The organism is Novosphingobium sp. ZN18A2 (assembly GCF_036784765.1).
GTDB lineage: Bacteria > Pseudomonadota > Alphaproteobacteria > Sphingomonadales > Sphingomonadaceae > Novosphingobium.
Genome location: NZ_CP136651.1, coordinates 14,737 through 37,452 on the forward strand (window position 1 = coordinate 14,737; position 22,716 = coordinate 37,452).

25 protein-coding genes and 1 tRNA gene are annotated in these 22,716 nt (G+C 64.9%); 7 read left to right on the forward strand and 19 right to left on the reverse strand.

Annotation, left to right across the window (positions count from 1 at the left end; genetic code table 11):
- Positions 1-71 precede the first annotated feature (71 nt).
- Positions 72-353 carry a DUF123 domain-containing protein gene (locus RXV95_RS00090; RefSeq protein WP_338468594.1) on the forward strand — a complete coding sequence of 94 codons (282 nt, stop codon included), beginning with the start codon at positions 72-74 and terminating at the stop codon, positions 351-353.
- 2 nt (positions 354-355) lie between these two features.
- Here RXV95_RS00090 and RXV95_RS00095 read toward each other — a convergent pair whose 3' ends face one another.
- Complete coding sequence (locus tag RXV95_RS00095; protein ID WP_338466995.1) at positions 356-754, reverse strand: cupin domain-containing protein; 399 nt, start codon at positions 752-754, stop codon at positions 356-358.
- 241 nt (positions 755-995) lie between these two features.
- Entirely contained in the window at positions 996-3,197 is a 2,202-nt protein-coding gene (katG, locus tag RXV95_RS00100; RefSeq protein ID WP_338466996.1) for a catalase/peroxidase HPI, read from the reverse strand.
- A gap of 186 nt (positions 3,198-3,383) precedes the next feature.
- Here katG and RXV95_RS00105 point away from each other — a divergent pair, with 186 nt between their 5' ends.
- A complete protein-coding gene (locus RXV95_RS00105) occupies positions 3,384-4,394 on the forward strand; it encodes a nitronate monooxygenase (protein WP_338466997.1) in 1,011 nt (336 codons plus the stop codon).
- Between the two features lie 10 nt (positions 4,395-4,404).
- Here RXV95_RS00105 and RXV95_RS00110 read toward each other — a convergent pair whose 3' ends face one another.
- Together RXV95_RS00110 and RXV95_RS00115 are read right to left on the reverse strand one after the other, a co-directional pair.
- The gene (locus RXV95_RS00110) at positions 4,405-5,013 is read right to left on the reverse strand and encodes an HNH endonuclease (RefSeq protein WP_338466998.1); all 609 of its coding nucleotides are present in this window, start codon (positions 5,011-5,013) and stop codon (positions 4,405-4,407) included.
- A 273-nt stretch (positions 5,014-5,286) separates the two neighbouring features.
- Positions 5,287-6,708, reverse strand: a complete 1,422-nt coding sequence (locus tag RXV95_RS00115) for a M20/M25/M40 family metallo-hydrolase (RefSeq protein ID WP_338466999.1) — start codon at positions 6,706-6,708, stop codon at positions 5,287-5,289.
- Positions 6,709-6,867: 159 nt separating this feature from the next.
- On the opposite strand from RXV95_RS00115, the gene gyrB reads away from it, so the two are divergent.
- The gene (gene gyrB / locus RXV95_RS00120; protein ID WP_338468595.1) at positions 6,868-9,366 is read left to right on the forward strand and encodes a DNA topoisomerase (ATP-hydrolyzing) subunit B; all 2,499 of its coding nucleotides are present in this window, start codon (positions 6,868-6,870) and stop codon (positions 9,364-9,366) included.
- Here the strand turns inward: gyrB and RXV95_RS00125 are convergent, their stop codons facing one another.
- From RXV95_RS00125 to aguB, 4 genes are all read right to left on the reverse strand, one after another.
- A complete protein-coding gene (locus RXV95_RS00125) occupies positions 9,367-10,875 on the reverse strand; it encodes an AAA family ATPase (RefSeq protein WP_338467000.1) in 1,509 nt (502 codons plus the stop codon). It abuts the gene before it with no gap.
- A gap of 84 nt (positions 10,876-10,959) precedes the next feature.
- Positions 10,960-11,035: transfer RNA gene (locus RXV95_RS00130), tRNA-Lys, on the reverse strand.
- Between the two features lie 12 nt (positions 11,036-11,047).
- Entirely contained in the window at positions 11,048-11,572 is a 525-nt protein-coding gene (gene folK / locus RXV95_RS00135; protein WP_338467001.1) for a 2-amino-4-hydroxy-6-hydroxymethyldihydropteridine diphosphokinase, read from the reverse strand.
- A complete protein-coding gene (gene aguB / locus RXV95_RS00140) occupies positions 11,557-12,411 on the reverse strand; it encodes an N-carbamoylputrescine amidase (RefSeq protein ID WP_338467002.1) in 855 nt (284 codons plus the stop codon). The genes folK and aguB overlap by 16 nt, the downstream gene beginning before the upstream one ends.
- Before the next feature lie 100 nt (positions 12,412-12,511).
- Between aguB and msrA the strand changes: the two genes are divergently transcribed.
- Positions 12,512-13,042: a peptide-methionine (S)-S-oxide reductase MsrA gene (gene msrA, locus RXV95_RS00145; protein ID WP_338467003.1), complete on the forward strand. Its 531-nt coding sequence runs from the start codon at positions 12,512-12,514 to the stop codon at positions 13,040-13,042.
- A gap of 13 nt (positions 13,043-13,055) precedes the next feature.
- Here msrA and RXV95_RS00150 read toward each other — a convergent pair whose 3' ends face one another.
- The gene (locus tag RXV95_RS00150) at positions 13,056-14,321 is read right to left on the reverse strand and encodes a methyltransferase domain-containing protein (protein WP_338467004.1); all 1,266 of its coding nucleotides are present in this window, start codon (positions 14,319-14,321) and stop codon (positions 13,056-13,058) included.
- A gap of 28 nt (positions 14,322-14,349) precedes the next feature.
- On the opposite strand from RXV95_RS00150, the gene RXV95_RS00155 reads away from it, so the two are divergent.
- Positions 14,350-14,568: a DUF1674 domain-containing protein gene (locus RXV95_RS00155; RefSeq protein WP_338467005.1), complete on the forward strand. Its 219-nt coding sequence runs from the start codon at positions 14,350-14,352 to the stop codon at positions 14,566-14,568.
- 39 nt (positions 14,569-14,607) lie between these two features.
- On the opposite strand, the gene RXV95_RS00160 is transcribed toward RXV95_RS00155, so the two are convergent.
- The 4 genes from RXV95_RS00160 to dksA all read right to left on the reverse strand — a co-directional run bounded on the left by RXV95_RS00160 (position 14,608) and on the right by dksA (position 17,648).
- Positions 14,608-15,039 carry a DUF4112 domain-containing protein gene (locus RXV95_RS00160; protein ID WP_338467006.1) on the reverse strand — a complete coding sequence of 144 codons (432 nt, stop codon included), beginning with the start codon at positions 15,037-15,039 and terminating at the stop codon, positions 14,608-14,610.
- A gap of 5 nt (positions 15,040-15,044) precedes the next feature.
- The gene (locus tag RXV95_RS00165; RefSeq protein WP_338467007.1) at positions 15,045-16,514 is read right to left on the reverse strand and encodes an ABC transporter substrate-binding protein; all 1,470 of its coding nucleotides are present in this window, start codon (positions 16,512-16,514) and stop codon (positions 15,045-15,047) included.
- A 156-nt stretch (positions 16,515-16,670) separates the two neighbouring features.
- On the reverse strand, positions 16,671-16,964 hold the full coding sequence (locus tag RXV95_RS00170) for a PilZ domain-containing protein (protein WP_338467008.1): 294 nt from the start codon (positions 16,962-16,964) through the stop codon (positions 16,671-16,673).
- A gap of 225 nt (positions 16,965-17,189) precedes the next feature.
- The gene (dksA, locus tag RXV95_RS00175) at positions 17,190-17,648 is read right to left on the reverse strand and encodes an RNA polymerase-binding protein DksA (protein ID WP_338467009.1); all 459 of its coding nucleotides are present in this window, start codon (positions 17,646-17,648) and stop codon (positions 17,190-17,192) included.
- Positions 17,649-17,940: 292 nt separating this feature from the next.
- Here dksA and RXV95_RS00180 point away from each other — a divergent pair, with 292 nt between their 5' ends.
- Positions 17,941-18,288 (forward strand): hypothetical protein, encoded by a 348-nt coding sequence (locus tag RXV95_RS00180; RefSeq protein WP_338467010.1) that lies wholly within the window; start codon positions 17,941-17,943, stop codon positions 18,286-18,288.
- 51 nt (positions 18,289-18,339) lie between these two features.
- On the opposite strand, the gene RXV95_RS00185 is transcribed toward RXV95_RS00180, so the two are convergent.
- Genes RXV95_RS00185 through RXV95_RS00205 form a run of 5 tightly spaced genes read right to left on the reverse strand, consistent with a single transcriptional unit; the run spans position 18,340 to position 21,535 of the window.
- On the reverse strand, positions 18,340-19,470 hold the full coding sequence (locus RXV95_RS00185; protein ID WP_338467011.1) for a GNAT family N-acetyltransferase: 1,131 nt from the start codon (positions 19,468-19,470) through the stop codon (positions 18,340-18,342).
- Positions 19,467-20,240, reverse strand: a complete 774-nt coding sequence (locus tag RXV95_RS00190) for a glycerophosphodiester phosphodiesterase family protein (protein ID WP_338467012.1) — start codon at positions 20,238-20,240, stop codon at positions 19,467-19,469. Before RXV95_RS00190 ends, RXV95_RS00185 begins: the two co-directional genes overlap by 4 nt.
- A complete protein-coding gene (locus RXV95_RS00195; protein ID WP_338467013.1) occupies positions 20,212-20,682 on the reverse strand; it encodes a RidA family protein in 471 nt (156 codons plus the stop codon). The genes RXV95_RS00190 and RXV95_RS00195 overlap by 29 nt, the downstream gene beginning before the upstream one ends.
- Entirely contained in the window at positions 20,679-21,308 is a 630-nt protein-coding gene (locus RXV95_RS00200) for an HAD family hydrolase (protein ID WP_338467014.1), read from the reverse strand. The genes RXV95_RS00195 and RXV95_RS00200 overlap by 4 nt, the downstream gene beginning before the upstream one ends.
- Entirely contained in the window at positions 21,305-21,535 is a 231-nt protein-coding gene (locus RXV95_RS00205; RefSeq protein WP_338467015.1) for a DUF3572 family protein, read from the reverse strand. The genes RXV95_RS00200 and RXV95_RS00205 overlap by 4 nt, the downstream gene beginning before the upstream one ends.
- Before the next feature lie 112 nt (positions 21,536-21,647).
- On the opposite strand from RXV95_RS00205, the gene RXV95_RS00210 reads away from it, so the two are divergent.
- Complete coding sequence (locus RXV95_RS00210; protein WP_338467016.1) at positions 21,648-22,010, forward strand: response regulator; 363 nt, start codon at positions 21,648-21,650, stop codon at positions 22,008-22,010.
- Here the strand turns inward: RXV95_RS00210 and RXV95_RS00215 are convergent.
- The gene (locus RXV95_RS00215; protein WP_338467017.1) at positions 22,007-22,627 is read right to left on the reverse strand and encodes a Pycsar system effector family protein; all 621 of its coding nucleotides are present in this window, start codon (positions 22,625-22,627) and stop codon (positions 22,007-22,009) included. The two genes, RXV95_RS00210 and RXV95_RS00215, sit on opposite strands and share 4 nt — an antisense overlap.
- Positions 22,628-22,716: the final 89 nt, after the last annotated feature.

Below are 22,716 nucleotides of genomic sequence, written 5' to 3' on the forward strand. Positions count from 1 at the left end.
CGGGAGCCTATCTACTGCTTATCCGGCTCGACGCATCGCTGGCGCTTGTCCACGCGCGGCGCGCGGAAACACTGGCGCCCGGCTGGTATGCCTATGCCGGCAGCGCGAAAGGGCCGGGCGGTATCGGCGCGCGCCTTGCCCGGCATTTCCGCAAGGACAAACGCATCCACTGGCACGTGGACCGGCTGACCGTTGCCGCCGCAGACTTCGCCGCGCTGGCGCTGCCGGACGGGACGGAATGCGCGATCGTGCGCGGGCTTGAAGGCACGGGGCGCTTCGCGCACGCGCTGAAGGGCTTCGGCAGCAGCGATTGTCCGCGCTGCCGATCGCACCTGTTGCGCTGGGTGGATTGAGCCTACTCGGTCGTCACGCCATCGAAATGCTCGTGCGCGGTGGCAGCCTCTTCGCAGGTCTTGTGAACGGTCCCGTCGATATGTTCGGGCGGTCCATAGATCGTGTACAGCCGCAGCGGCTCTGTGCCGGTGGCCTTCACGTTGTGGAGCGAGCCTTGCGGAACGACGATTCCGTCGTCGGCCTTCACCGGATTGCAGGCACCATCGATCCACACTTCGCCGGTTCCCCCTTCGATGCGGAAGAACTGGTCTCTGTCCTCGTGCACTTCCTCACCGATCTCGTCGCCCGGCTGGATCGCCATGAGCACGAGCTGGAGATTGTGCCCGGTATAGAGAACGCGGCGGAAGTCGTCGTTTTCTTCCGTCAGCTTGTCGATGTCGTCGACAAATCCCTTCTTCACCTCGCGCACTCCCTTGCTCGGCACTTGCGAATTACAGCCGTCATCCTAGGCACGGGCTTATCGCAGCGATAGCCGGAGAAAGCAGTAAAAAGCCCCGACCCGGCAACCACGCAGGGTCGGGGCAGTTTGCGGACCGGTCATGGGAATCTCCGGCCGGTCCGGGTTTGCGGGGTGAAACCCTGCAAGCTGTCAGGGTGCGGCGCCGGCGGGAGGGAGAACCGGCGCCGCACCCGTCAGGTCATCAAGCGAGCGCGTAGCAGTTCGCTTCCATGACCTTGGTCCAGGCGGCCGCGAAATCGCGCGCGAACTTTTCGCCCGCGTCGGCCGAACCGTAAACTTCGGCAAGCGCGCGAAGCTGCGCATTCGACCCGAAGATCAGATCGGCACGCGTGGCCTTCCACTTTTCCTTGCCGGTGGCGCGGTCGGTTCCGACGAATTCCTCGTCATTGCTGCCGTCCATCGCCTTCCAGACGGTACCCATGTCGAGCAGATTGACGAAGAAATCCGTCGTCAACTGGCCGGGCCGCGCGGTGAACTGGCCGTGCGGGCGGCCGCAGTGGTTGGCGCCCAGCACCCGCATCCCGCCGACAAGAACGGTCATCTCCGGTCCCGACAGGCCAAGCAGGTTGGACCGGTCCACCATCAGGTCTTCGGTCTTCACGCTCAGCCTGCCGCCCAGGTAGTTGCGGAAGGCATCGGCCTTGGGCTCAAGCGGGGCGAAGCTGTCGGCATCGGTCTGTTCGTCGGTCGCATCGCCGCGCCCGCCGCGGAACGGCACCGCGATATCGAAGCCGGCATCCTTCGCCGCCTTTTCCACCGCGGCGGTGCCGCCAAGCACGATCATGTCCGCCATCGACATCTTGCTGCCGCCGCGAAGCTCTTCCAGTTTCGCCAGCACGTTCGAAAGCTCGGCCGGTTCGTTCGCGGCCCAGCCCTTTTGCGGGGCAAGGCGGATGCGCGCACCGTTCGAGCCGCCGCGATAGTCGGACTTGCGGAATGTGGAGGCAGAGGCCCACGCGGCCTTCACCAGCTGGCTTACGGTCAGACCGCTGGCAAGGATCTTCGCCTTCATCTCGGCAACTTCGGCGGCGTTCGGCTTGTAACCGTCGGGCACCGGATCTTGCCAGATCAGGTCTTCCGCCGGCACTTCCGGCCCGTGGTAGCGCGCCTTCGGCCCCATATCGCGGTGCGTCAGCTTGAACCACGCGCGGGCGAAAGCGTCCCGGAAGGCTTCATGGTCGTTCATGAAGCGCTCGGAAATCTTGCGATAGTCCGGGTCCATCTTCATCGCCATGTCGGCCGTGGTCATGATTGTCGGCACCTTCTTCGAAGGATCGCCGGCCGAAGGCGCCAGATCTTCGGGATCGGGGTTGACCGGCGTCCACTGGTTGGCGCCCGCGGGGGACTTGGTCAGCTCGTAATCGTACTTGAACAGCAGCCGGAAATAGTTCTTCGACCATTCGAACGGCGTGTTGGTCCACGGCCCCTCGATTCCGGATGTGATCGCGTCGTCCAGAACGCCGGTGCCGCCCGGATTGGCCCAGCCGATGCCCATGGCCTCGATCGGGGTGCCCTCGGGCGCGGGGCCGAGCTTGCCGGCATCGCCGTTGCCGTGGCACTTGCCGAACGTGTGCCCGCCCGCGGTAAGCGCCACGGTTTCCTCGTCATTCATCGCCATGCGGGCGAAGGTTTCGCGGATGTCGCGGGCCATGCCTTCCATGTCGTGCGGATTGGCGCCCGGCCCTTCGGGGTTGACGTAGATCAGCCCCATCTGGATCGCCGCCAGCGGGTTTTCCAGGTCAAGGTCTTCCTTGGGCTGGATGCGCGTTTCGGCACCCGTGTTCACCCATTCGCTCTCTGTGCCCCAGTATACGGGTTCTGGCTGGTAAACGTCGGCGCGGCCGCCGCCGAAGCCGAAGGTCGGCCCGCCCATCGATTCGATCGCCACATTGCCGGTCAGCACGAAAAGGTCGGCCCAGCTGATCGCCTTTCCGTATTTCTGCTTTACCGGCCAAAGCAGACGCCGCGCCTTGTCGAGGCTGGCGTTGTCCGGCCAGGAATTGAGCGGCGCGAAACGCTGCTGCCCCTCACCCGCGCCGCCGCGTCCGTCAGAGATGCGATAGGTTCCTGCCGCGTGCCACGCCATGCGGATGAAGAACGGGCCGTAATGGCCATAGTCGGCGGGCCACCACGGCTGGGAATCGGTCATCAGCGCGGTAATGTCCGCCTTCAGCGCCTTGTAATCGACCGTGTTGAACGCTTCGACGTAGTTGAAATCGTCCCCCATCGGGTCGACCGGCTGCGCACCGTGCGACAGCATCTCCAGCGGGAGGGTATTCGGCCACCAATCCTCGTTGGTGCGGCCGAGCAGGCTGCGAATATTGCCGCCACCTTCGTGGAACGGGCACGCGCCGCCTTGCATGGAACCTGATGCTACGTCCATTTGTCCTCTCCTTCGCGGGTCAGCTGGTCAAAACAACAATCGCACGATACGCCTCGACTCATCATCGCCAAAGCAATTAAGTTTGGACACAAAAAGAGATAAATTCGATCAATCGTCCCGTCGCCGCAAGCACACTGCCGGTCGCGCACTTGCCGTTCGCCGCAGCCCGTTCTAATCGCGCCAGTGATGACGACATATCCCAAGACCGCCGCCCTGATGCGGCGCGGCGCCGAGTTCCTCGGCAGCGAACATGCAATCCTGTGCGGCGCGATGAGCTGGGTTTCCGAGCGCAACCTGGTCTCGGCAATCAGCAACGCGGGCGGTTTCGGCGTGATCGCCTGCGGGGCGATGACGCCCGACCTGCTGGATGCAGAGATCGCGGCGACCAGGGCGATGACCGGCAAGCCCTTCGGCGTGAACCTTATCACCATGCATCCGCAGCTTTTCGACCTGATCGATGTCTGCGTGAAGCACGGCGTCAGCCACGTCGTTCTGGCAGGCGGAATCCCGCCCAAGGGCAGCGTGGAAGCGATCAAGGCGGGCGGCGCGAAAGTGATCTGCTTCGCGCCCACGCTGGCGCTGGGCAAGAAGCTGCTCCGGTCCGGTGCGGATGCGCTCGTGATCGAAGGGATGGAAGCGGGCGGGCACATCGGCCCGGTTTCGACCAGCGTGCTGGCGCAGGAAATCCTGCCCGCGCTGGCGGAGGAAAACCTTGTGTTCGTGGCCGGCGGCATCGGGCGCGGCGAACTGGTTGCGGGCTATCTGGAAATGGGCGCTTGCGGCGTGCAGCTGGGCACGCGCTTTGCCTGCGCGACCGAATCGATTGCCCATCCCGACTTCAAGAAAGCCTTCTTCCGCGCTTCGGCACGCGACGCGATCGCCAGCGTTCAGGTCGACCCGCGCCTGCCGGTGATTCCGGTGCGCGCGCTGAAGAACAAGGGCACAGAGGCATTTTCCGCCAAGCAGGTGGAAGTGGCCAAGGCGCTCGATTCGGGCGAGGTCGAGATGGGCGAGGCGCAGCTCCAGATTGAACACTACTGGGCCGGTGCGCTGCGCCGCGCGGTAATCGACGGCGACGTGGAAAACGGATCGGTCATGGCCGGGCAGTCTGTCGGCATGGTGACGAAGGAAGAACCCGTCGCCGATATTATCGCGGAGTTGCTGGCGGAAAGCGAAGCGGCGCTGGGGCGGCGATAGAGCAGCAAGCTCAGCTTTCCAGCTCTACGTCCCAATAAAGCCAGTCGCGCCAGGTTTCGTGCAGGTAGTTGGGCGGAAAGCCGCGCCCCCTTTCCTGCAACTGCCAGTTGGTCGGGCGCGTGGGTTCCACCGCCAGTCTCATCCGCGCCTGTTCGGGCGTGCGGCCGCCCTTGCGCAGGTTGCAGGGGGAACAGGCGGTGGCGACGTTCTCCCAGGTGGTCTTCCCGCCCAGACGACGGGGGACGACGTGATCGAACGTAAGGTTCTGCAGCGCGCCGCAATACTGGCAGGAAAACCTGTCACGCAAAAACAGGTTGAAGCGGGTGAAGGCGGGATACTCGCTGGGCTTCACGTATTGCCGCAGCGCGATCACCGAAGGGATCTGCATGTCGAGCGAGGGCGAATGCACCTTGCGGTCGTAACTCGCCACAATGTCCACCCGCTCAAGGAACACTGCCTTTATCGCGGTCTGCCAGGGCCAGAGGCTGAGCGGGTAGTAGCTTAACGGAGTGTAGTCTGCATTGAGGACCAGGGCCGGGCAACTCGACAGATGACGCGCGGCGTCGCCGCTGTGGGGCCGCGCGGCGCGCGCCCGCTCTATCAGCTCCGTATGAAGCATGCTCCGGTCCGTCCTCCCATCACGTGCATCTTCGGGCTCCTTCGCCGGGCCTTCTGGAAGACTTGCATGACCGCTTCGTGACGCATCGTGGCAGGGAGAGAATCACGTAGGCGGCTGGAGGTCAAGTGCGGTTGCCGGGTTTCCACATTGCCGTTGCGCGATGGCTGCCCACCCCAACCCCTCCCGCAGGCGGGAGGGGAGCGAGACTTGCCGAGCCGAAGGCAAGGCCAGGGTCAGGCCCTAGTCGCAGCGGGGTGGGCAATCGCACCGGACTTACTTCGCCAGAACCTTCACAAGATCGAACAGGTAATCGCGCGCGGTATAGAGCGCCCTGGCCTCTATCCGCTCGTTAAGGCCGTGAATGCCGTTGCCGTCGGGTTCGACCCACACGCTCGGCACGCCATAGACCGGGATTCCCACCGCTTCGAGATAGACCCCGTCGGTCGCACCGGTGGACATCGTGGGCAGCACCGGAACGCCGGGGAAATACTTCGCCGCCAGCTTTTCGACCGGCCTCACGATCTGCGGATCGAGCGGCGGCGCCTTGGCGATGGGCTTGTCCTTCACGCGCATTTCGATCTTCACGCCCGGATCGCCGATCGCCTGTTCAAGCGCGGCCATCGTCTCTTCACCGGTGCGCCCGGGGAACATGCGGCAATTGACGTTCGCCTCCGCCCGTTGCGGCAGCGCGTTCAGCGCGTGCCCGGCATCGACCAGCGTCGCGACGCAAGTCGTGCGCAGCATGGAATGCAGCATCTTGTCCTTGTCCACCACGGCAAGTGCCGCCTTGTCGGACGGGTCGTTCGCCAGTGCGAGCATCGCCGCGCCGGTCGCATCCTTGCGCATCGCGCCGGCCTTCAGGAAAAACGCCTTCGTCACTTCGTTGAACTCGATCGGAAATTCGTGATCGCGCACTTTCAGCAACGCTTCCGACAATTCGTAGATCGCGTTCTTGCGCACCGGCTGGGAAGAATGGCCGCCGGGGTTGGTCGTCGTCAGGGTAAAGTCCTGATAGGCCTTTTCGCCCACCTGCAGCGTTTGCACCAGCAGGTGGCCCTTGCCGTCGGTGCGGCCGCCACCGCCTTCGTTCAGCGCGAAGGCAGCATCGATCAGGCCGCGCCGGTTGTTGGCGAGCCATTCCGCGCCGTTGAACGCGCCGCTCGTTTCCTCGCCGCAGGTCAGCGCCAGCTTGATCGTGCGCTTCGGCTTGTAACCCTGCTGCTTCATGCGGATCATCGCATCGGTCCAGATCGAGGCCATCGCCTTGTCGTCGACCGTCCCGCGCGCATAGTAGAAGCCATCCTCCTCGATCAGCGTGAACGGATCGCGCACCCAGTCTTCGCGCTTGGCCTCAACCACGTCGATGTGCGCAAGCAGCAGCATCGGCTTCTCGGCCTTCGACGTGCCCGGCAGGATGGCGACAAGCCCGCCGTCCTTGGGATGTTCGGGCACGGAAAACAGCGTGATATCGGCATCGCTGTAACCCGCCGCCTTCAGCCGCGCGGCCATGCGCTGCGCGGCAAGGGTGCAGCTTCCGTGGGTGACGGTAGTGTCGGTTTCGACGAGTTCCTTGTAGAGCCCGAAGAAGCTCTGCTGGTCTGGCCGCAACTGCATTGTCTGCGCGCTCGCGGCGCTTGCGGGAAGTGTGACGGCGGCAAGCGCGGCAATTGCCGCGCAGGCGATGGACTTGCGCATGAATGGACCCCGGTTTCGTTTACTCCGCCCGCGAATTGAGCATCCTTCGCGGGCAAAGGAAAGAGGCAGCCACCGGCGATGCGGACAGACGGCTCCCCGCCTGTGCAAAAGGGTGCCAAAACGCTTGGGAAACAGCGCCCGCGCCCCTATATGCTGACTATGGCGAGCGACAACGAAAACAGCCCCAACGGCAATGCATACGGCGCGGAATCGATCAAGGTTCTCAAGGGCCTCGACGCGGTGCGAAAGCGCCCCGGCATGTATATCGGCGATACCGACGACGGTTCGGGCCTCCACCACATGGTGTTCGAGGTTTCCGACAACGCGATCGACGAAGCGCTGGCCGGACATTGCGACCTTGTGCTGATCGAACTGAACCCCGACGGTTCGGTTTCGGTCGAGGACAACGGGCGCGGCATCCCCACCGGCATCCACCCGGAAGAGGGCGTATCGGCGGCAGAGGTCATCATGACCCAGCTCCATGCAGGCGGCAAGTTCGAGAACACCAGCGACGACAACGCCTACAAGGTTTCGGGCGGGCTGCACGGCGTGGGCGTTTCCGTGGTCAACGCGCTGTCCGAATGGCTGGAACTGACCATCTGGCGCGACGGGCAGGAACACTGGATGCGGTTCGAGCACGGCAACGCCGTCTCCCCGCTCGAGGTCAAGGGGCCGGCGCCTGACGGCAAGAAGGGCACGCGCGTCACCTTCCAGGCCAGCCACGAAACCTTCAAGAACGTAACCGAGTTCGATTTCGACAAGCTGGAGCACCGCTATCGCGAACTTGCGTTCCTGAACTCGGGCGTCCGCATCCTGCTGCGCGACCGGCGGCACGAGGAGATCGTTGAGCACGACCTGCTCTATGAAGGCGGCATCGCGGCCTTCGTGCAGTTCCTCGACCGCAACAAGCAGGCGCTGATCCCCGATCCCATCGCCATTTCTGCTGATCGCGACGGGATCGGCATCGACGTCGCGCTAGAATGGAACGACAGCTATTACGAAAACGTCCTGTGCTTCACCAACAACATCCCGCAGCGTGACGGCGGCACCCACCTCGCCGCGTTCCGCGCCGCGCTGACCCGCACGCTGAACGGCTATGCCGAACGCTCGGGCCTGCTGAAGAAGGAAAAGGTTTCGCTTTCGGGCGACGACATGCGCGAGGGGCTGACCGCGATCGTATCGGTCAAGCTGCCCGATCCCAAGTTTTCTTCGCAGACCAAGGACAAGCTGGTTTCATCCGAAGTGCGCCAGCCGCTTGAAAGCCTGATGGCCGACAAGATGACAGACTGGCTGGAAGAAAACCCCGCCAACGCCAAGTCCATCGTGCACAAGATCATCGATGCCGCCGCCGCGCGCGAAGCCGCGCGCAAGGCGCGCGAGCTGACCCGCCGCAAGGGCGCGATGGACATCGCCAGCCTCCCCGGCAAGCTTGCCGATTGCCAGGAACGCGATCCCAGCAAGTGCGAACTGTTCCTGGTCGAGGGTGACAGCGCCGGCGGATCGGCCAAGCAGGGGCGCGATCGCCACTACCAGGCGATCCTGCCGCTGAAGGGCAAGATCCTGAATGTCGAGCGTGCGCGCTTCGACCGGATCATCTCGTCCAAGGAAGTCGGCACGCTGATCCAGGCAATGGGCACCGGCATCCGCGACGAGTTCAACCTCGAAAAGCTGCGCTACCACAAGATCGTCATCATGACCGACGCCGACGTGGACGGCGCACACATCCGTACGCTGCTGCTGACCTTCTTCCACCGCCAGATGCCCGAGATCATCAAGGCCGGGCACCTCTACATCGCGCAACCGCCGCTCTACAAGGTCGCCAAGGGCCGCAGCGAGGTTTACCTGAAAGACAACGCCGCGCTCGACCGATACCTGGTCGAAGCCGGGCTCAACGGCCGCGTGCTGGAAACCGCTGGCGGCGCGCGCGGCGGGGCAGAACTGGAAGCGCTGGTCGAACACGCGCTGCGCATGCGCAACCTGATGGGCTTCGTGCCGCGCCGTTACGATCCGGCAATCGTGGAAGCGCTGGCGCTGGCCGGCGCACTGGCCCCCGGCATGACGCCGCAGCAGCGTGACGAAGCGCTCGCCCGCACGGCGGAGTGGCTCGACCGCGGCGATACCGAAGCGACGTGGACCGCGCAGCCCGCCGAAGACGGCGCCTACCTTGTCCAGCGCCTGTGGCGCGGAGTGACCGACCATCACATGCTGGAAGCCGGGTTCCTCGACAGCGCAGAAGCGCGCAAGCTCTCGCGCCTCGCGCTGGAACATGCAGACGTCTATGCGGGTGTCACGCGGCTCGTGCGCGCCAGCGCGGTGCAGGAAGGCGACGCGGAAACCGAAGCGGAAGAAGAGGCCGCACAGGCCAGCCGTGCCGTTGCGAAGGACGCGATCACGCGGCCGTCGGAACTGCTTGATGCGGTGTTCGCCGGCGGGCGAAAGGGTCTTTCGATCCAGCGCTACAAGGGGCTGGGCGAGATGAACGCCGAACAGCTTTGGGAAACCACGCTCGACCCGGAAAACCGCTCGCTCCTGCAAGTGAAAGTGGAAGACGCTGACGTCACCGACGAGATCTTCACCCGGCTGATGGGCGACGTGGTCGAACCCCGGCGCGACTTCATCCAGGAAAACGCGCTCAACGTGGCGAACCTGGACGTCTGATTATCGCGTGATTACCGCGCGCGCGGCGGCCAGTGTGTCGCCGGGCGCGCCGGAGGCATCCACGCGGTGCCAGCCAGACAGGTCGCCAAGCGCATAGCCAAGCTGCCTTTCGACCACCGCCGGGCCGGCATCGGACGCATCGCCGCGCCGGTCGCCCACGCGCGCCAGCAAGGCTTCGCGCGGCGCTTCGAGCCATAGCCCGATGAACGGCACCCCGGCGTCGCCGGCCACCCGTTCGATCCGTGTTCGCTCATCCTCCCGCGCGAACACACCGTCGACGATCACCGCGCGTCCTGCCGCAAGCATTGCCGCTGCCTCATCGATCAGGGCCGCGTAAACGGCCGCGTTTTCCTCGGGTGTATAGGCGGAAGCGGGCAGCGCCTGCTCCGGCTTCACGCCTGCCCGTCGCTTTCGCAGCTCATCGCTGCGCAGCCACCGCGCGCCCGGAGCCGCGCCAAGATCAGGGGCGAGCGCGCCCGCCAGCGTCGATTTTCCCGTCCCGCTCAACCCGCCGACCGCCACCAGCAGGGGCGGCTGGGGAGAAAGCCAGTCGATCGCCTGCCGCAGATAGGCCCGCGCATCTTCGTTGTCCTCGCCATGCTGCAGCGCCGCCTGCGCGGTCACGTGGGCGCGCACCGCCGAACGGACGGACAGGAACAGCGGCAAGGCCGCCATCCCCCCGCCCTCCGCGCGCATATCCAGATAGCGGTTGAGCAAGAGCGAGGCTTCGTCGCGAAAGCCCCGGTGGAGCAGGTCCATCACAAGGAAGGCCACGTCATACAGGACGTCGGTCGTCGCCAGGTCTGCATTGAATTCAAGGCAATCGAACAGTGTCGGATGCCCGTTCCACAGGCAGATATTGCGAAGGTGCAAATCGCCGTGGCAATGCCGCACGTGGCCCTGCGCAGCGCGCGCATCCAGCAGGTCCGCCACGGTCCGCAGCGCCGCGCGCGCCTTGCGTTCCCATTCGTCGCAGGCAGCAGCGTCCATTTCCGCCGCCGCCATCGCCGCACGATTTGTGTCGATAACCCGTGCCATGCGCGCCGCCCCATCGCGGCGCACCGGCTTCGCGATTTCGTGGAACGCCGCGATCGCATCGGCGAGCTCGCGAACCAGCGCAGGTGTCAGTTCGCCGCGTGCCGCGACTTCGGAAAGAAGCGCATCGCCCGGAAAGCGCTGCATCTCCACCACCCAGTCAACCGGATCGCCCGCGTCGAAACCAAGCGAGCCGTCCGCACCCCTGCCGATGCTCCGAACGGCCAGATAGAGATCCGGCGCGGTGCGGCGGTTGAGCGCCAGTTCTGCCTCGCACGCGGCGTGGCGCTTTTCCGGCGTCGAGAAATCGAGATAGCCAAGATCGACGGCGCGCTTCAGCTTGAAGGCCCGGTCACCCGCCAGGAAAACGATCGCCCCATGCGTTTCGACGCACTCCACGGGGCCATCGAAGCCATGGGATTCCGGCCGGGACAGGAAATCTATCGTCGCCTGCTGATTGCCAGGATCGTCCATGACCGCATGTTGCCCGCAGCACCACGCCGGACACAAGCCCGCACGAACAATAACCGCACCCTGCCAAGGCAACGGATCGGGAAATGGTGAGCCCTGCTGGGTTCGAACCAGCGACCTACTGATTAAAAGTCAGTTGCTCTACCGACTGAGCTAAGGGCCCTCACCGGATGCGTCACCTAGGGGCGCGTTTCGGGCTGGTCAAGCGCGCTGCGAGGTGGGCAAGCGAAAGGCCCGTCAGGGGATCGCGCCAGTCCCGCGCCACGGCAAGCGCGGGGCGCAGCACAAAGTCGCGTTCGCGAAAGTGCGGATGCGGGATTACGAGGCCCGGCGAACACCACGCGCCGCCGCCCCACAGCACGATATCGAGGTCCAGAACGCGGGACCGCCAGCGGCTGCCCCGGCGCTTGCGCCCGAAGGCCTGCTCAATCGACTGGAGGATGGCGAGCAGGGCGGGCGGCTCCATCGCGGCACGCACCACTGCGACGCCGTTGGCATAACGCCTGAGCGAAGGCCCCACCGGTGCGCTGTCGATCACCGGGGAGGCGCGCAGTACATCGATCCCACAGCGCTCCAACGCGCCAAGCGCGGCTTCCAGAACGGCGCGCGGCCGACCGAAGCGCGGGTGGCGCATGTTCGCCCCCAACGCGACCAGATAGAGGTCCGCCCCGTATTCCCCGCCGTTCAGATGTCTTCGCACAGGCGTCCGTAAAGCTGCGGCCGGCGATCGCGGAAAAAGCCCATGCCGGCGCGGTGCCTGCGCGCTTCGGAAAGATCGAGCGTTGCGACCAGCACGCCGGTTTCATCCGCACCGTATTCGGCCAGGTAATCGCCCCACTGGTCGCAGACGAAGCTGTGGCCATAGAACGCCTGTCCGTTTTCTTCCGAACCGATGCGGTTTGCGGCGACCACCGGCATGCAGTTGGAGGCGGCGTGACCGATCATCGCACGGCGCCAGATGCGGCTGGTATCGAAGCTCTCGTCATAAGGCTCCGATCCGATCGCCGTGGGATAGAACAGCACTTCGGCCCCCATCAGCGCCATGGCCCGCGCGCATTCGGGATACCATTGATCCCAGCACACGCCGACGCCGATCGTGGCGCCGAACACGGTCCACACCTTGAAGCCGGTGTTGCCGGGCCGGAAATAATACTTTTCCTCATAGCCCGGCCCGTCCGGAATGTGGCTTTTGCGGTAGGTGCCCATCACCGCCCCATCGGGGCCGACCATTGCCAGCGTGTTGTAATAGTGCTGTCCGTCACGCTCGAAAAAGCTGACCGGGATTGCGATGCCCAGCCCTTTCGCCAGCTTGCGCATTTCCGCCACCGACGGGCTTTCGTCGAGCGGGCGGGCAAGCGCGAAGCGGGCCTCGTCCTCTGTCACGCAGAAATAGGGTCCGGCGAAAAGCTCTGGCGGCAGGACGACCTGCGCGCCCCGGCCGGCGGCCTGTTCGACCAGCGCGGCAACGGCGGCGATGTTTTCGGCCTCGTCCTCAAGGCCGAGCGGCAATTGCAAAGCGGAAACGGTAATTCGGGTCATCCGCGCCTCATATCGAAGCACGCGCCGCCGCGCCAGCGGGTGACATCGCGGCTTGCGCTTCCTATCTGTGCGGCAGAGGCGAAACAGGAACCCAAAAGCTATGGCAACGGCAATCTTCGCGGGCGGATGCTTCTGGTGCACCGAAGCGGTTTTCCGCATGGTCGAAGGCGTGAACGGCGTGGAAAGCGGCTATATCGGCGGCACGACGGCCAATCCCACCTACAAGCAGGTCTGTTCGGGAACGACCGGCCATGCCGAAGCGATCCGCATCACCTTCAACGATGCCGTGGTCAGCTATGCCGACCTGCTCGACGTGTTCATGGGCACGCACGACCCGACGCAGCTGAACCGGCAAGGCAACGACGTGGGAACACAGTACCGCTCCGCCATATTCCCTCTCGACGAAGGCCAGCGCGCCGAGGCGCAGGAAGCGATCGACCGCGCCAACCTGGTGCACGGCGGCAAGGTGGTGACAGCGATCGAAACGCCGCACGAATGGTATCCGGCCGAAGACTATCACCAGGAATACTGGGACGGCGAAGGCCAGCGGAACCCCTATTGCCTGGCGGTGATCCCGCCAAAGCTGGCCAAGCTGAAAAAGGGATACGGCGACAAGATGAAGCCGGCCTGACGCGGGCCGGCGATCAGGCGGGTGCGGTCCATCGCGTGGCGAAGAAGCCATCGAGCCCGCCCGCCGCGCCAAGCATTCCCGGATCGGTGCGAAGCCAGCCTTCCGCCGTGGGGACAACGCCCTGCGGCAGGTCTTCCGGCGTAACGGCCACGGGCGCCAGCGCATCGAAGCGCCGGGCCTGGTCTTCGCCCTCGACAGGTTCAAGCGAGCAGGTCGCGTAAACCAGCCGTCCGCCGGGCGAGAGCCAACGCGCCGCGCGCTCCAGCATCGCCGCCTGCAATTCCGCGAGTTCGGCAAGCGCGGGATGCCGGTGCAACACATCGGGGTGGCGGCGGCACGTGCCGGTTGCGCTGCACGGCGCGTCCAGCAGGATCGCGTCGAAGGTTCGATCTGCTTCCCATGTCAGACAGTCGGCAGCCACGACCTCGGCTTCGAAATCCATGCGCGCAAGGTTCTGCGCCAACCGATCGAGCCGCCGCGCCGACTTGTCGAGCGCGGTAACCTGCCAGCCTGCCGCCAGCAGTTGCATGGTCTTGCCGCCGGGCGCGGCACACAGATCCAGCGCGCGGCGGCCATTGCCCTGACCCAGCAGGCGCGCGGGGAGCGATGCGGCCAGATCCTGCACCCACCATGCACCATCGGCAAACCCGTCCAGCGTTTCGACCGCGATACCGCGCGGCAGGCGAACGTGACCCGGCATCAGCGACGTGCCGCCAAGTCTTGCGGTCCATTCACCTGTCGCATCGGGATCGCGCAATGTCAGGTCAAGCGGTGGAGGCGCGCCGATTCCGGCGGCAATAGCATCTATCCGATCCGGCCATGCTGCCTGCCAGCGTTGCAAAACCGGTGCGGGCAAGGTTGGCGATGCAGGCAAGGCCGGCCGCGCCTTGGTGACGGCGGAGAACACGCCATGCGCCAGTCGCCGCGGGCCGCCTGCCAGCAGGGGGAGGCCGGTCGCCACGATCGCATGGCCCGGCAGTTCGAGCCGCAGCGCCTGGGCCAGCATAAGCCGCAGCACGTTGCGCGCCTTCGCATCGGGCGGAAGCGGTTGCCGCGTTGCGCCATCTATCAGCGCGTCAAGATCCTGCATCCAGCGCAGCGATTCCTGCGCGATAGCCATCGCCAGCGCACGGTCGTCCGCACGCTCGACCGGCCGGAGCGCAGGAGGCGCCGCCTGGTCGAGCGGTTCTCCGCGATTGAGCACGGCGTCCATAAGGCGCAGCGCGGCGCGGCGGGCGGGGACACCGGGTGCATCGTCAGGGCGGCGGGAACGGCTCATCGCCGCGCTATGGGCAAGCGACACGACATTGGCAATTGCGCAGCGCGCCTTCAGCCCCCATCTTGTGCCCATGAAAAAGCCGACCAAAAGCAGGACGTCGAGCCCATCCGGCTTCAAGCGGCCGGAACACTGGACGAACGAGCCACCGCCCGAACCGGAAAAGGCCAGGCCGAATGCCGATCCCGACGGTCTTGATCCCACACGTTTCGGCGACTGGGTGAAGAACGGGATAGCCGTCGATTTCTAGGCGCACCGCAGGCCCGCATGGGCTGAATCCCCGAAGTCCCTAGCCTTCGATAATCCCGGTTTCGGGATGATGCCTGTCGAGGTGCTTGCGCACGATCTTCATGTTTCGGGTATTGGAGCGGAACAGGAAATCCGCCGCGTCGCCGATCACCGGGACCGCGCCGATCGCAAGGTCGAAACCCACGTTTCCGGCCATGCGCAACAGCTTCCACTTCGGAAGGCCCAGGTTGCGCGCTTCCCATACGATCCACGCGCCCATCGCCGCCGTGATCAGGTCACCCGCCACGGGGATCAGGCCGACAATCGCGTCAAGGCCCACGCGGCGAGTGGTGCCGGGGATCGCGAACGCATTCTCCAGCAACTGTTCCATGATCTCCAGCCGCTGGCGCACCGATGCGGGATCATTGCCGAGCGAGGGGATATCCATCTTCATCCGCTCCGGCCGGGCCGAAGACTGTCTTGTCTGCGTCATACACCCTATCTGGGGATTACAGAGAACGGCGGCAAGGGATGCCATCCCCAAGGCGACTGGGCAAACCCGGTTACGGAACTGCGCACCAGTGACCAGCGCAAGGGCCGTGCAATAGGAATATAGCCGTTTGTCGCCGTGATTTCGGCTTCCGCTTCTGCCAGAAGGGCGGCGCGCTGGCGCGGATCGGTCGCCGCCCGCGCTTCGGCCAGCCGGGCGTCCGCATCCAGGCTGCATACCGCGCGTCCCGCCGCGCAACTGAGCTGGTTGAGAAACCAAGAAGCGCGGCCATAGCGTGCCACCATGTCGACAAGTCGCAGGTCCGCCGATTCGTTTTCCGCAACCTGCTTCACGTCCACGCCGATCGCCGCGAAATCCGACCGGACCCGGTCGAACACCAGCTTGGAACCGGGACCACCCGGAATCGCGATCCGCAAGACCGGCGCGGCATGGTCCGTCGCCTTCCACTTGGTCACCAGCGCGGCCGCTGCCCGCCTTCGTTCTTCCATGGACATCCCGGTCCAGCGCTCGCCGATCGTTCCCAGATCGTCTTCCACATCGGGCGAGACGACGCGCGTGGTGGATTTCCAGCCACCCACGTTGAACGCCGCGATCAGGGCATCGCGGTCTATCGCCATGGCCAGCGCCTCGCGATTGGCGGGATTTGCCAGAAATCCGCGATCATTGGCCACCACGAAACCGTAAAGCCCGATCACCGGATCGAGGCGCACGTTCCCGCGCGACAAACCGCCAATTCCGGCAAGCGGCAGGCTGTCGACATCGCCGCCCAGCACAACATCGACAAAGCCATCGTTGAACCGTTCGACCGCGCGGCTTGCCCCTTCCAGTTCCAGGTTCAGGCTACGGTGCCGCCGGGAAAAGTCTTCCTCGGGCGAAAGGCCGCGCTGCTCTGGCGGAACGGGCGCCAGCAGCACACCTTCCCCTTTGACCGCCACCGAAAGCGAACCCGATCCCTGTCCCTTGCGCAGCAGCCCCAGTTCGGGTTGCGCCAGAAGCGTCAACAGGTCCGGCATCGGGCTTTCGAGGTCTATCTCGATAACGCGCCCGGCCATGACGCGGACTTGCTCCACCGGTTCGAAATCGAGGCCCAGCGCCGTTCCCTTTAACGCGGAAAGCGCCCTGCGCAGCGCGGCAGCCGCGTTTTCCGACGTGACGGCGGTGCCGTCGGGCCAGTTCCCGTCGCGCAGGCGGAAGATATAGCTCTCGCCGTCGTCGGTAACCAGCCAGCGGTCCGCCATGGCGGGGATGACGCGCCCTTGCGCATCGAAGCCGACCAGTCCTTCGACCGTGGCGGCGCGCAGCAATTGTCCGGCGGGGGAAAGCCTTACGCCTTTTTCACTGACCGCCTTTTCACTGCCCACGACGGCAATCGGCAGCGGCCCCTGTGCGCCGCGCGAACATGACGCCGCCAGGGCGATCCCGACAAGCGGGAGGACGAAGCGAAAAAACCGGACCATCGCGCCTTCCTAGCACCATGATCGGGCCGGGTCAGCGCAGGACAGGCGCGACATGCGCGTTTTCGCAAATCGCGCGATGCCAGGATCAGATCTTGCGCAGGTGGCCTGCTCCGCGCTGCTTCAGGATGGGTTTAAAAGGTGCCGGTCGGCCCAGCTTCAGGCCGAAGAGACTTGCGACTGTGCAGCCTTGGGATCGATATCCTCGACAAAGGCGATGCCGAAGCGATTGTCCTGAATCCAGGCGACGACGCCATCCACCCAGCCGACATTGCGCAGGTTCACGTGCACCTGCGAACCGCGCATCACCTTGACAGACCCTTCGGCCATCATGCCGCCGGCCGACAGGTTGCGAACCTTTACGCGATGATCGTCCTGTCTCTCGCCGACGCGCAGGTCCGCCATCAGAAACAGGCTTTCGCGCCCCAGTTGCCGATGATCGAGACCAGTCACCTCAAGAATTCCGCTTTCCCCAAACGTGATACCGCTCACAGCCTGTCAGGCTTTCAACCTTCCGGACTGCACCGGGCGCCCGCCACATATCGCAGAGCGCTCTCCACGCTTGTTATACGCCAGTCGCAAATAACTGGTTAAACGCGGCGCGGCGGCGAACGATTGCCGGTAAGCGCGGGCCCGTCGTCGCGCGGATTCCATAGGCCGGGCAGCGCCCGCGCCCGGTCAATTGTCGCGCGAAACCTTTTCGCGGCGTTCGTGCGCCTGTTGCGCTTCCACCGTCATGGTCGCGATCGGGCGGGCGATAAGGCGGCCAAGGCCGATCGGTTCGCCCGTCACTTCGCAAAAGCCGTATTCACCTTCGTCGATGCGGCGCATGGCCGAATCGATCTTGGCGATCAGCTTGCGCTGGCGGTCGCGCGTGCGCAGTTCGATTCCCCAGTCGGTTTCACTCGATGCCCGGTCGTTCAGATCGGGCTCGCGCAACGGGCCGTCCTGGAGCGAAGCCAGCGTTCCCGCCGATGCGGAAAGGATCGATTTCTTCCATTCCAGCAGAAGCCGCCGGAAATAATCCTGCTGCGCCTCACACATATAGGTTTCGTCGTCACTGGGAACATAGTCGCCCGGCATGGCGCGGCGCGCCTTGGCCAGTACGTCAATTTCATCGGCAATCATCGATGCCACAAGGCCCTCCAAGGTCGAAGATCGTCCGCCTGCAAACCCGGCCTGCTTCCGCCCGATCGACGCGGTGCAAGCTCTTGGATTGCGGCGCCTATAGGGATGCACGGCGGGCCGCACAAGCTCTTCCCCACGGTTGATACACAGTTCCGTATTAAGCGTTGCCGAACGGTTGCATTTGTAACGCTTCCGCCCGCGCGCACCGGCGAAAGGCGCGTTAACCATTTGTTGACCTTGTTTGGTGACCTTGTGCTTACGGGCAGCCAAGGGGGACGCCCGAAGACGGGGGGCTCTTTCAATGGAACAAGCCTGGATCAAACTGGTCGAAACCGAACGGACCGAAATCGACCACGCCGCGCACAGCGATGCGGCCAACCTGATGATCGCCACTTGCCTGGCCGCCGCCGCGCAGGGTGACCACAATGCCTATTTCGACCTTGGCGTCGCCTATTCGACGGACGGCCACGGCGTTGCCTGCGATCTTGTGGAAGCGCACAAGTGGTTCAACCTGGCAGCCGTGGGCGGGCACGAGGAAGCAGCGCTTTGCCGCGCCGACATTTCGGACGAGATGACCGCGCGCGAAATCGCCGAAGCGCAGCGCCGCGCGCGCGAATGGATTGCCGCCACGCGCAGGGCGGCCGCCTGACATCCACATTCGCGCCGCCCGCATTGGCGGCGCCTGCAACTGACAGGGGCTTCAGCCCTTCCTGAAGGGCATATGCCCGCCCAGCCAATCGCGATCCTGCGCAACGCCCGCACGCTCGCGCTCAAGAAAGTCGGCAACGGCGGCGCGGAACCCCGGATCGGCAATCCAGTGCGCCGACCAGGTCTCTACCGGTTCATAGCCGCGCGCCATCTTGTGCCGGCCCTGCGCGCCTGCTTCCACCCGGTCCAGGCCCAGCGCTATCGCCGCGTCTATCGCCTGGTAATAGCAAAGCTCGAAATGCAGGAACGGCTTGTCGACAGTCGCGCCCCAATAGCGGCCGAACAGCGTATTCCCGCCGATGAAGTTGAGCGCGCCCGCCACCGGACGGTCTTCATCGAATGCCAGCACCAGCAGGATGCGGTCCGCCATACGCTCACCGATCAGGTCGAAGGCTTCGCGCGTCAGATAGGGCCGGCCCCACTTGCGCGCGCCGGTATCCTGATAGAACAGCCAGAACGCATCCCAGTGCTCGGACCGAATCACATCGCCGCGCAACGCCCGGATCTCCACACCGTCTTGCGCCCTTGCGCGTTCCTTGCGGATGTCCTTGCGCTTCCTTGAAGAGAGCGCGGCAAGGAAATCTTCGAAACTTTCGTATCCGCGGTTTTCCCAATGGAACTGGATATCGCTGCGCAGAAGCCAGCCCGCATCCTCGAACATCGGGCGCTGTGCCGGCTCAATGAACGTGGCGTGGGCCGAAGACAGATCGTTGCCTTCGCAAAGCTGCTCTGCCGCCCGCAAAAGCGGAATGCCCAGATCGGGACGGTCCCCCACCAGCAGGCGCGGGCCGGTTGCCGGCGTAAACGGGACGCTGACCTGCAACTTGGGGTAATAGCTTCCCCCCGCGCGTTCCCACGCATCGGCCCATGAATGGTCGAACACGTATTCGCCCTGGCTGTGCCCCTTGAGATAGGCCGGCATGGCCGCGGCGGGCGCACCGTCATCGTCCTCGATCACGATCGGCAGCGGCGTCCATCCGCTTGTGCCGCCGACGCTGCCCGAATCTTCCAGCGCGGTCAGGAAGGCATGGCTGACGAAAGGATTGTCCGGGCCTGCCAGCCGGTCCCAGTCCGCGGCCGGGATCGCGCCGACCGACTGGCCGATGCGCGCCACCAGGCTCACGACAGGACCGCGCCCTCGGCAATGGGCGCATCGGCGTGAAGTGTCGCGCGTTCAAGATGCTCGTCGCTGCGCACCGTCCAGGTGAGGACCGGCAGGCCGCGTCGGCGCTGCGCGGCGGCAAAGCGGCTCGGCAGGTCGCGAATGTCATAGGCCAGGAATTCGGGCCGCGCGGTCCACAACGCCCAGCGCAGGCGCAACCGGCGCGCCAGCGTTGGCCTTGCGTCCTCGGTCATCACAAGGCCGCGCACGATGTGGGGCGAATACTTGCCGAACCAGCGCGAGACGCGCGGATCGAAGCTCATCACCGCAACCGGCCCCTGATACCCTTCCAGCACGCGGCGCACCGCCAGGCACAACGGAACGATGCGCACGTCCGCGCGGGACTTTATCTCGATAAGCAGCGGCACCCTTCCGGCAACCTGCCCCAGCACCTTGTGCAGGCCGGGGATCGTGTCGGAACCGCCTGACAGCGCGATCGCGGAAAGCTGCGACAGGCTGCGGTCGATCACCGGGCCGCTTTCGCCGGTCAGCCGGTCAAGCTCCCAGTCGTGGAACACGACCGCCTGCCCGTCGCTGGTGCGCTGCACGTCGCACTCTATCCCGAAGCCGCGCGCAATCGCCGCGCCGAACGCGGCCGGAGAGTTTTCCGGTACGCCCGCGCCGTGCAGCCCGCGATGGGCATAGGTCACCCCCGCCATCCAGCGCACGCGCGCCGGCCGGGGCGCCGGTGCAAACCAGCCGTCAAGCAGGGCGAACGGCGACAACGGCATCGATTTCCACGGCCACGCCCAGCGGCAGGGCCGGCACACCCACCGCGCTGCGCGCATGTCGGCCGGCATCGCCGAACACCGCCAGCATCAGTTCCGAAGCGCCGTTGGCGACCTTTGGCTGATCGGTGAAGTCGGGCGTCGAGTTGATGAAGGCCCCCAGTTTCACGATCCGCTCCACCCGGTCGAGCGAACCGCCAAGCGCCGCCTTGACCTGCGCAAGGATCATCAATCCGCAGCCCTGCGCGGCAAGGATGCCCTGTTCAAGCGTAACGTCTTCACCCAGCCGTCCGCGAAACAGCTTGCCGTCGACGAAAGAGACCTGTCCCGAAACGTGAACAAGCCCGTTCGCTTCGACCGTGGGAACATAGGCCGCGACCGGCGCCGCCGGTTCGGGCAGGATCAGGCCGAGTTCGGCGAGGCGGGCCGAAACCGCATCAGTCATCGCTTGTCTCCGTTTATGCGTTCGAGCAGCCAGGGCAGCGCGCGCTCCCACTGGTCGATCCGGGCATGGGCATGGCCTGCCTCATGCGCGCAATCGATATGCGGCGCCAGCATCGGCTCTCCGCACAAGTGCAGCCGCATGACGTGCGGCGTCGCTTCCGCCGCGCTGGCATGATGCTGCGGCAGATCGTCGATAAACACCGCGCGGCTGGGCGCGTATTCGTCCAGGATCGCCTTCAGCGCCGGGCCTTTCGGCCCCTGGTTGGTGAACACGCGCGCATCGACGCCCACATCGCGCAACTGCTGCGCGCGGGTCTGCTGGCGGTGGTCGTTGAGGTTGGTCAGGATCACCACGTCGGCATGATCGGACAAGGCGTTGATGCCTTCAACCGCGCCCGCAATCGCCTGCTGGCGGTGCATCTCCGTATCGAAAAAGGCGTTCAGCAGCCGCCAGATCTCTTCGGGCTCCACCAGCTTGCCGGTGTCGCGATGGGTCAGCGCCTTGCCGAAATCGGCTGAATTCATCGTGAAGTCGATGCCGTGCGCTTCGTCCAGCCACGCGCGGAACGGGGCGACCATGTGAAGGATCACTTCGTCGCAATCGCTGATTACCAACGGGCGGCTCATGCCAGTTTCTCCCTTGCGGCGACGATATCACCTGGCTCCACCTGCAACGCTTGCGCGGCGGCGACAAGATCCGGCTCATGCGCGGCCAGGAAATCGAGCACGGCGCCCAGCACAGACGGATCGTCCAGCCCGCCGCGCAAGGCGTCGGGCGTGAGGCCCGTCAACGACAGCAGGCGGTCTGCGCGCGGCGCGTCGGCCAGCACCCAGCCGAGCGCCGACAGCGCCAACGCCTGCGGATCAGGAGCGATGGATCGTTCACGAATGATTGTCAGGGCCTTCCCGGGTCAATAGAGCCAGTAATGACATAGGTGGTGTCGGATCGGGCTTGCGGAAGCGTCAGTGGCAAAAAGAATTCTGGTTGTCGAGGACAACGACCTCAATCGCAAGCTGTTCTGCGACCTGCTGACAGCCAACGGTTTCGCCGTGGAGCCGGTTCCTGACGGGCGCGAGGCGCTGGATCGCGCGCGGCTGTTCGTGCCGAACCTTGTCATCATGGACATACAGTTGCCCAATATCTCGGGGCTTGAACTGATAGAGGCGCTGAAAGCCGATACGGACCTGCGCACGATCCCGGTGCTGGCCGTTACCGCCTATGCCGGAAAGGGAGACGAGGAACGCATCCGCGACGCCGGTGCGGAGGGATACCTTGCCAAGCCGGTATCGATCGGCCCGTTCATGACGGCGGTGAAGGCCCTGCTCTAACCGGAGAGCCTGCCGAAATCCTCGATCAATTGCTCCCCGCCGAACAGGACGACGGTAACGCACAGGCCGACCACGAAAATACGGTAGGCATAGCCCAGATACCGGTACTTCTTTTTCTGCATGACCATGCCGTTCTGGTAGATATCGCGCAGGATCGTGCGGAAAACGGTTTCGTCCGCGTAGAGCTCTTCCATCACCGAATCGATCCATTCGTCCTCTGGCGACTGGGTGAAAACGCCGAAGAACAGCTTGTTCGGCTTGGCGCCGGGCGGCAGCCGGGTCTTCTTCATGGTGATGGACGGCAGCACCGAATAGACCGCGCAAAGCGCCGAAAGGAACGCGGACAGCGCCAGGACCATCATCGACAGCGTAAGCGGCCCGCTGCGCGCCTGACCGACCACGATCGTGAAAACCAGGAACGTGGCGCCCATCAGCATCGATGCCTTGCGATCCGCCATTTGCGACAGTTGCATGGTCATCTGTTGCAGCGTGCGCACAAGATGGATGGCGTGGTTGGAAAAGCCCGTTGGCGACATGCTGGAAGGCGTCGCGCGGGGGCGGTCCGGAGTATCTTCCGAAAGCGGCAGGATTTCCGCAGTTTGCGGCGGCTTTTCCATATCCGTAAGGTGCCATAGAATCGTCTTCCTTGACAAGCAGGGCGCAAAGCCGCTTTTCCGCCGCAATCATCGTGCAGGGCCAGCGGCTC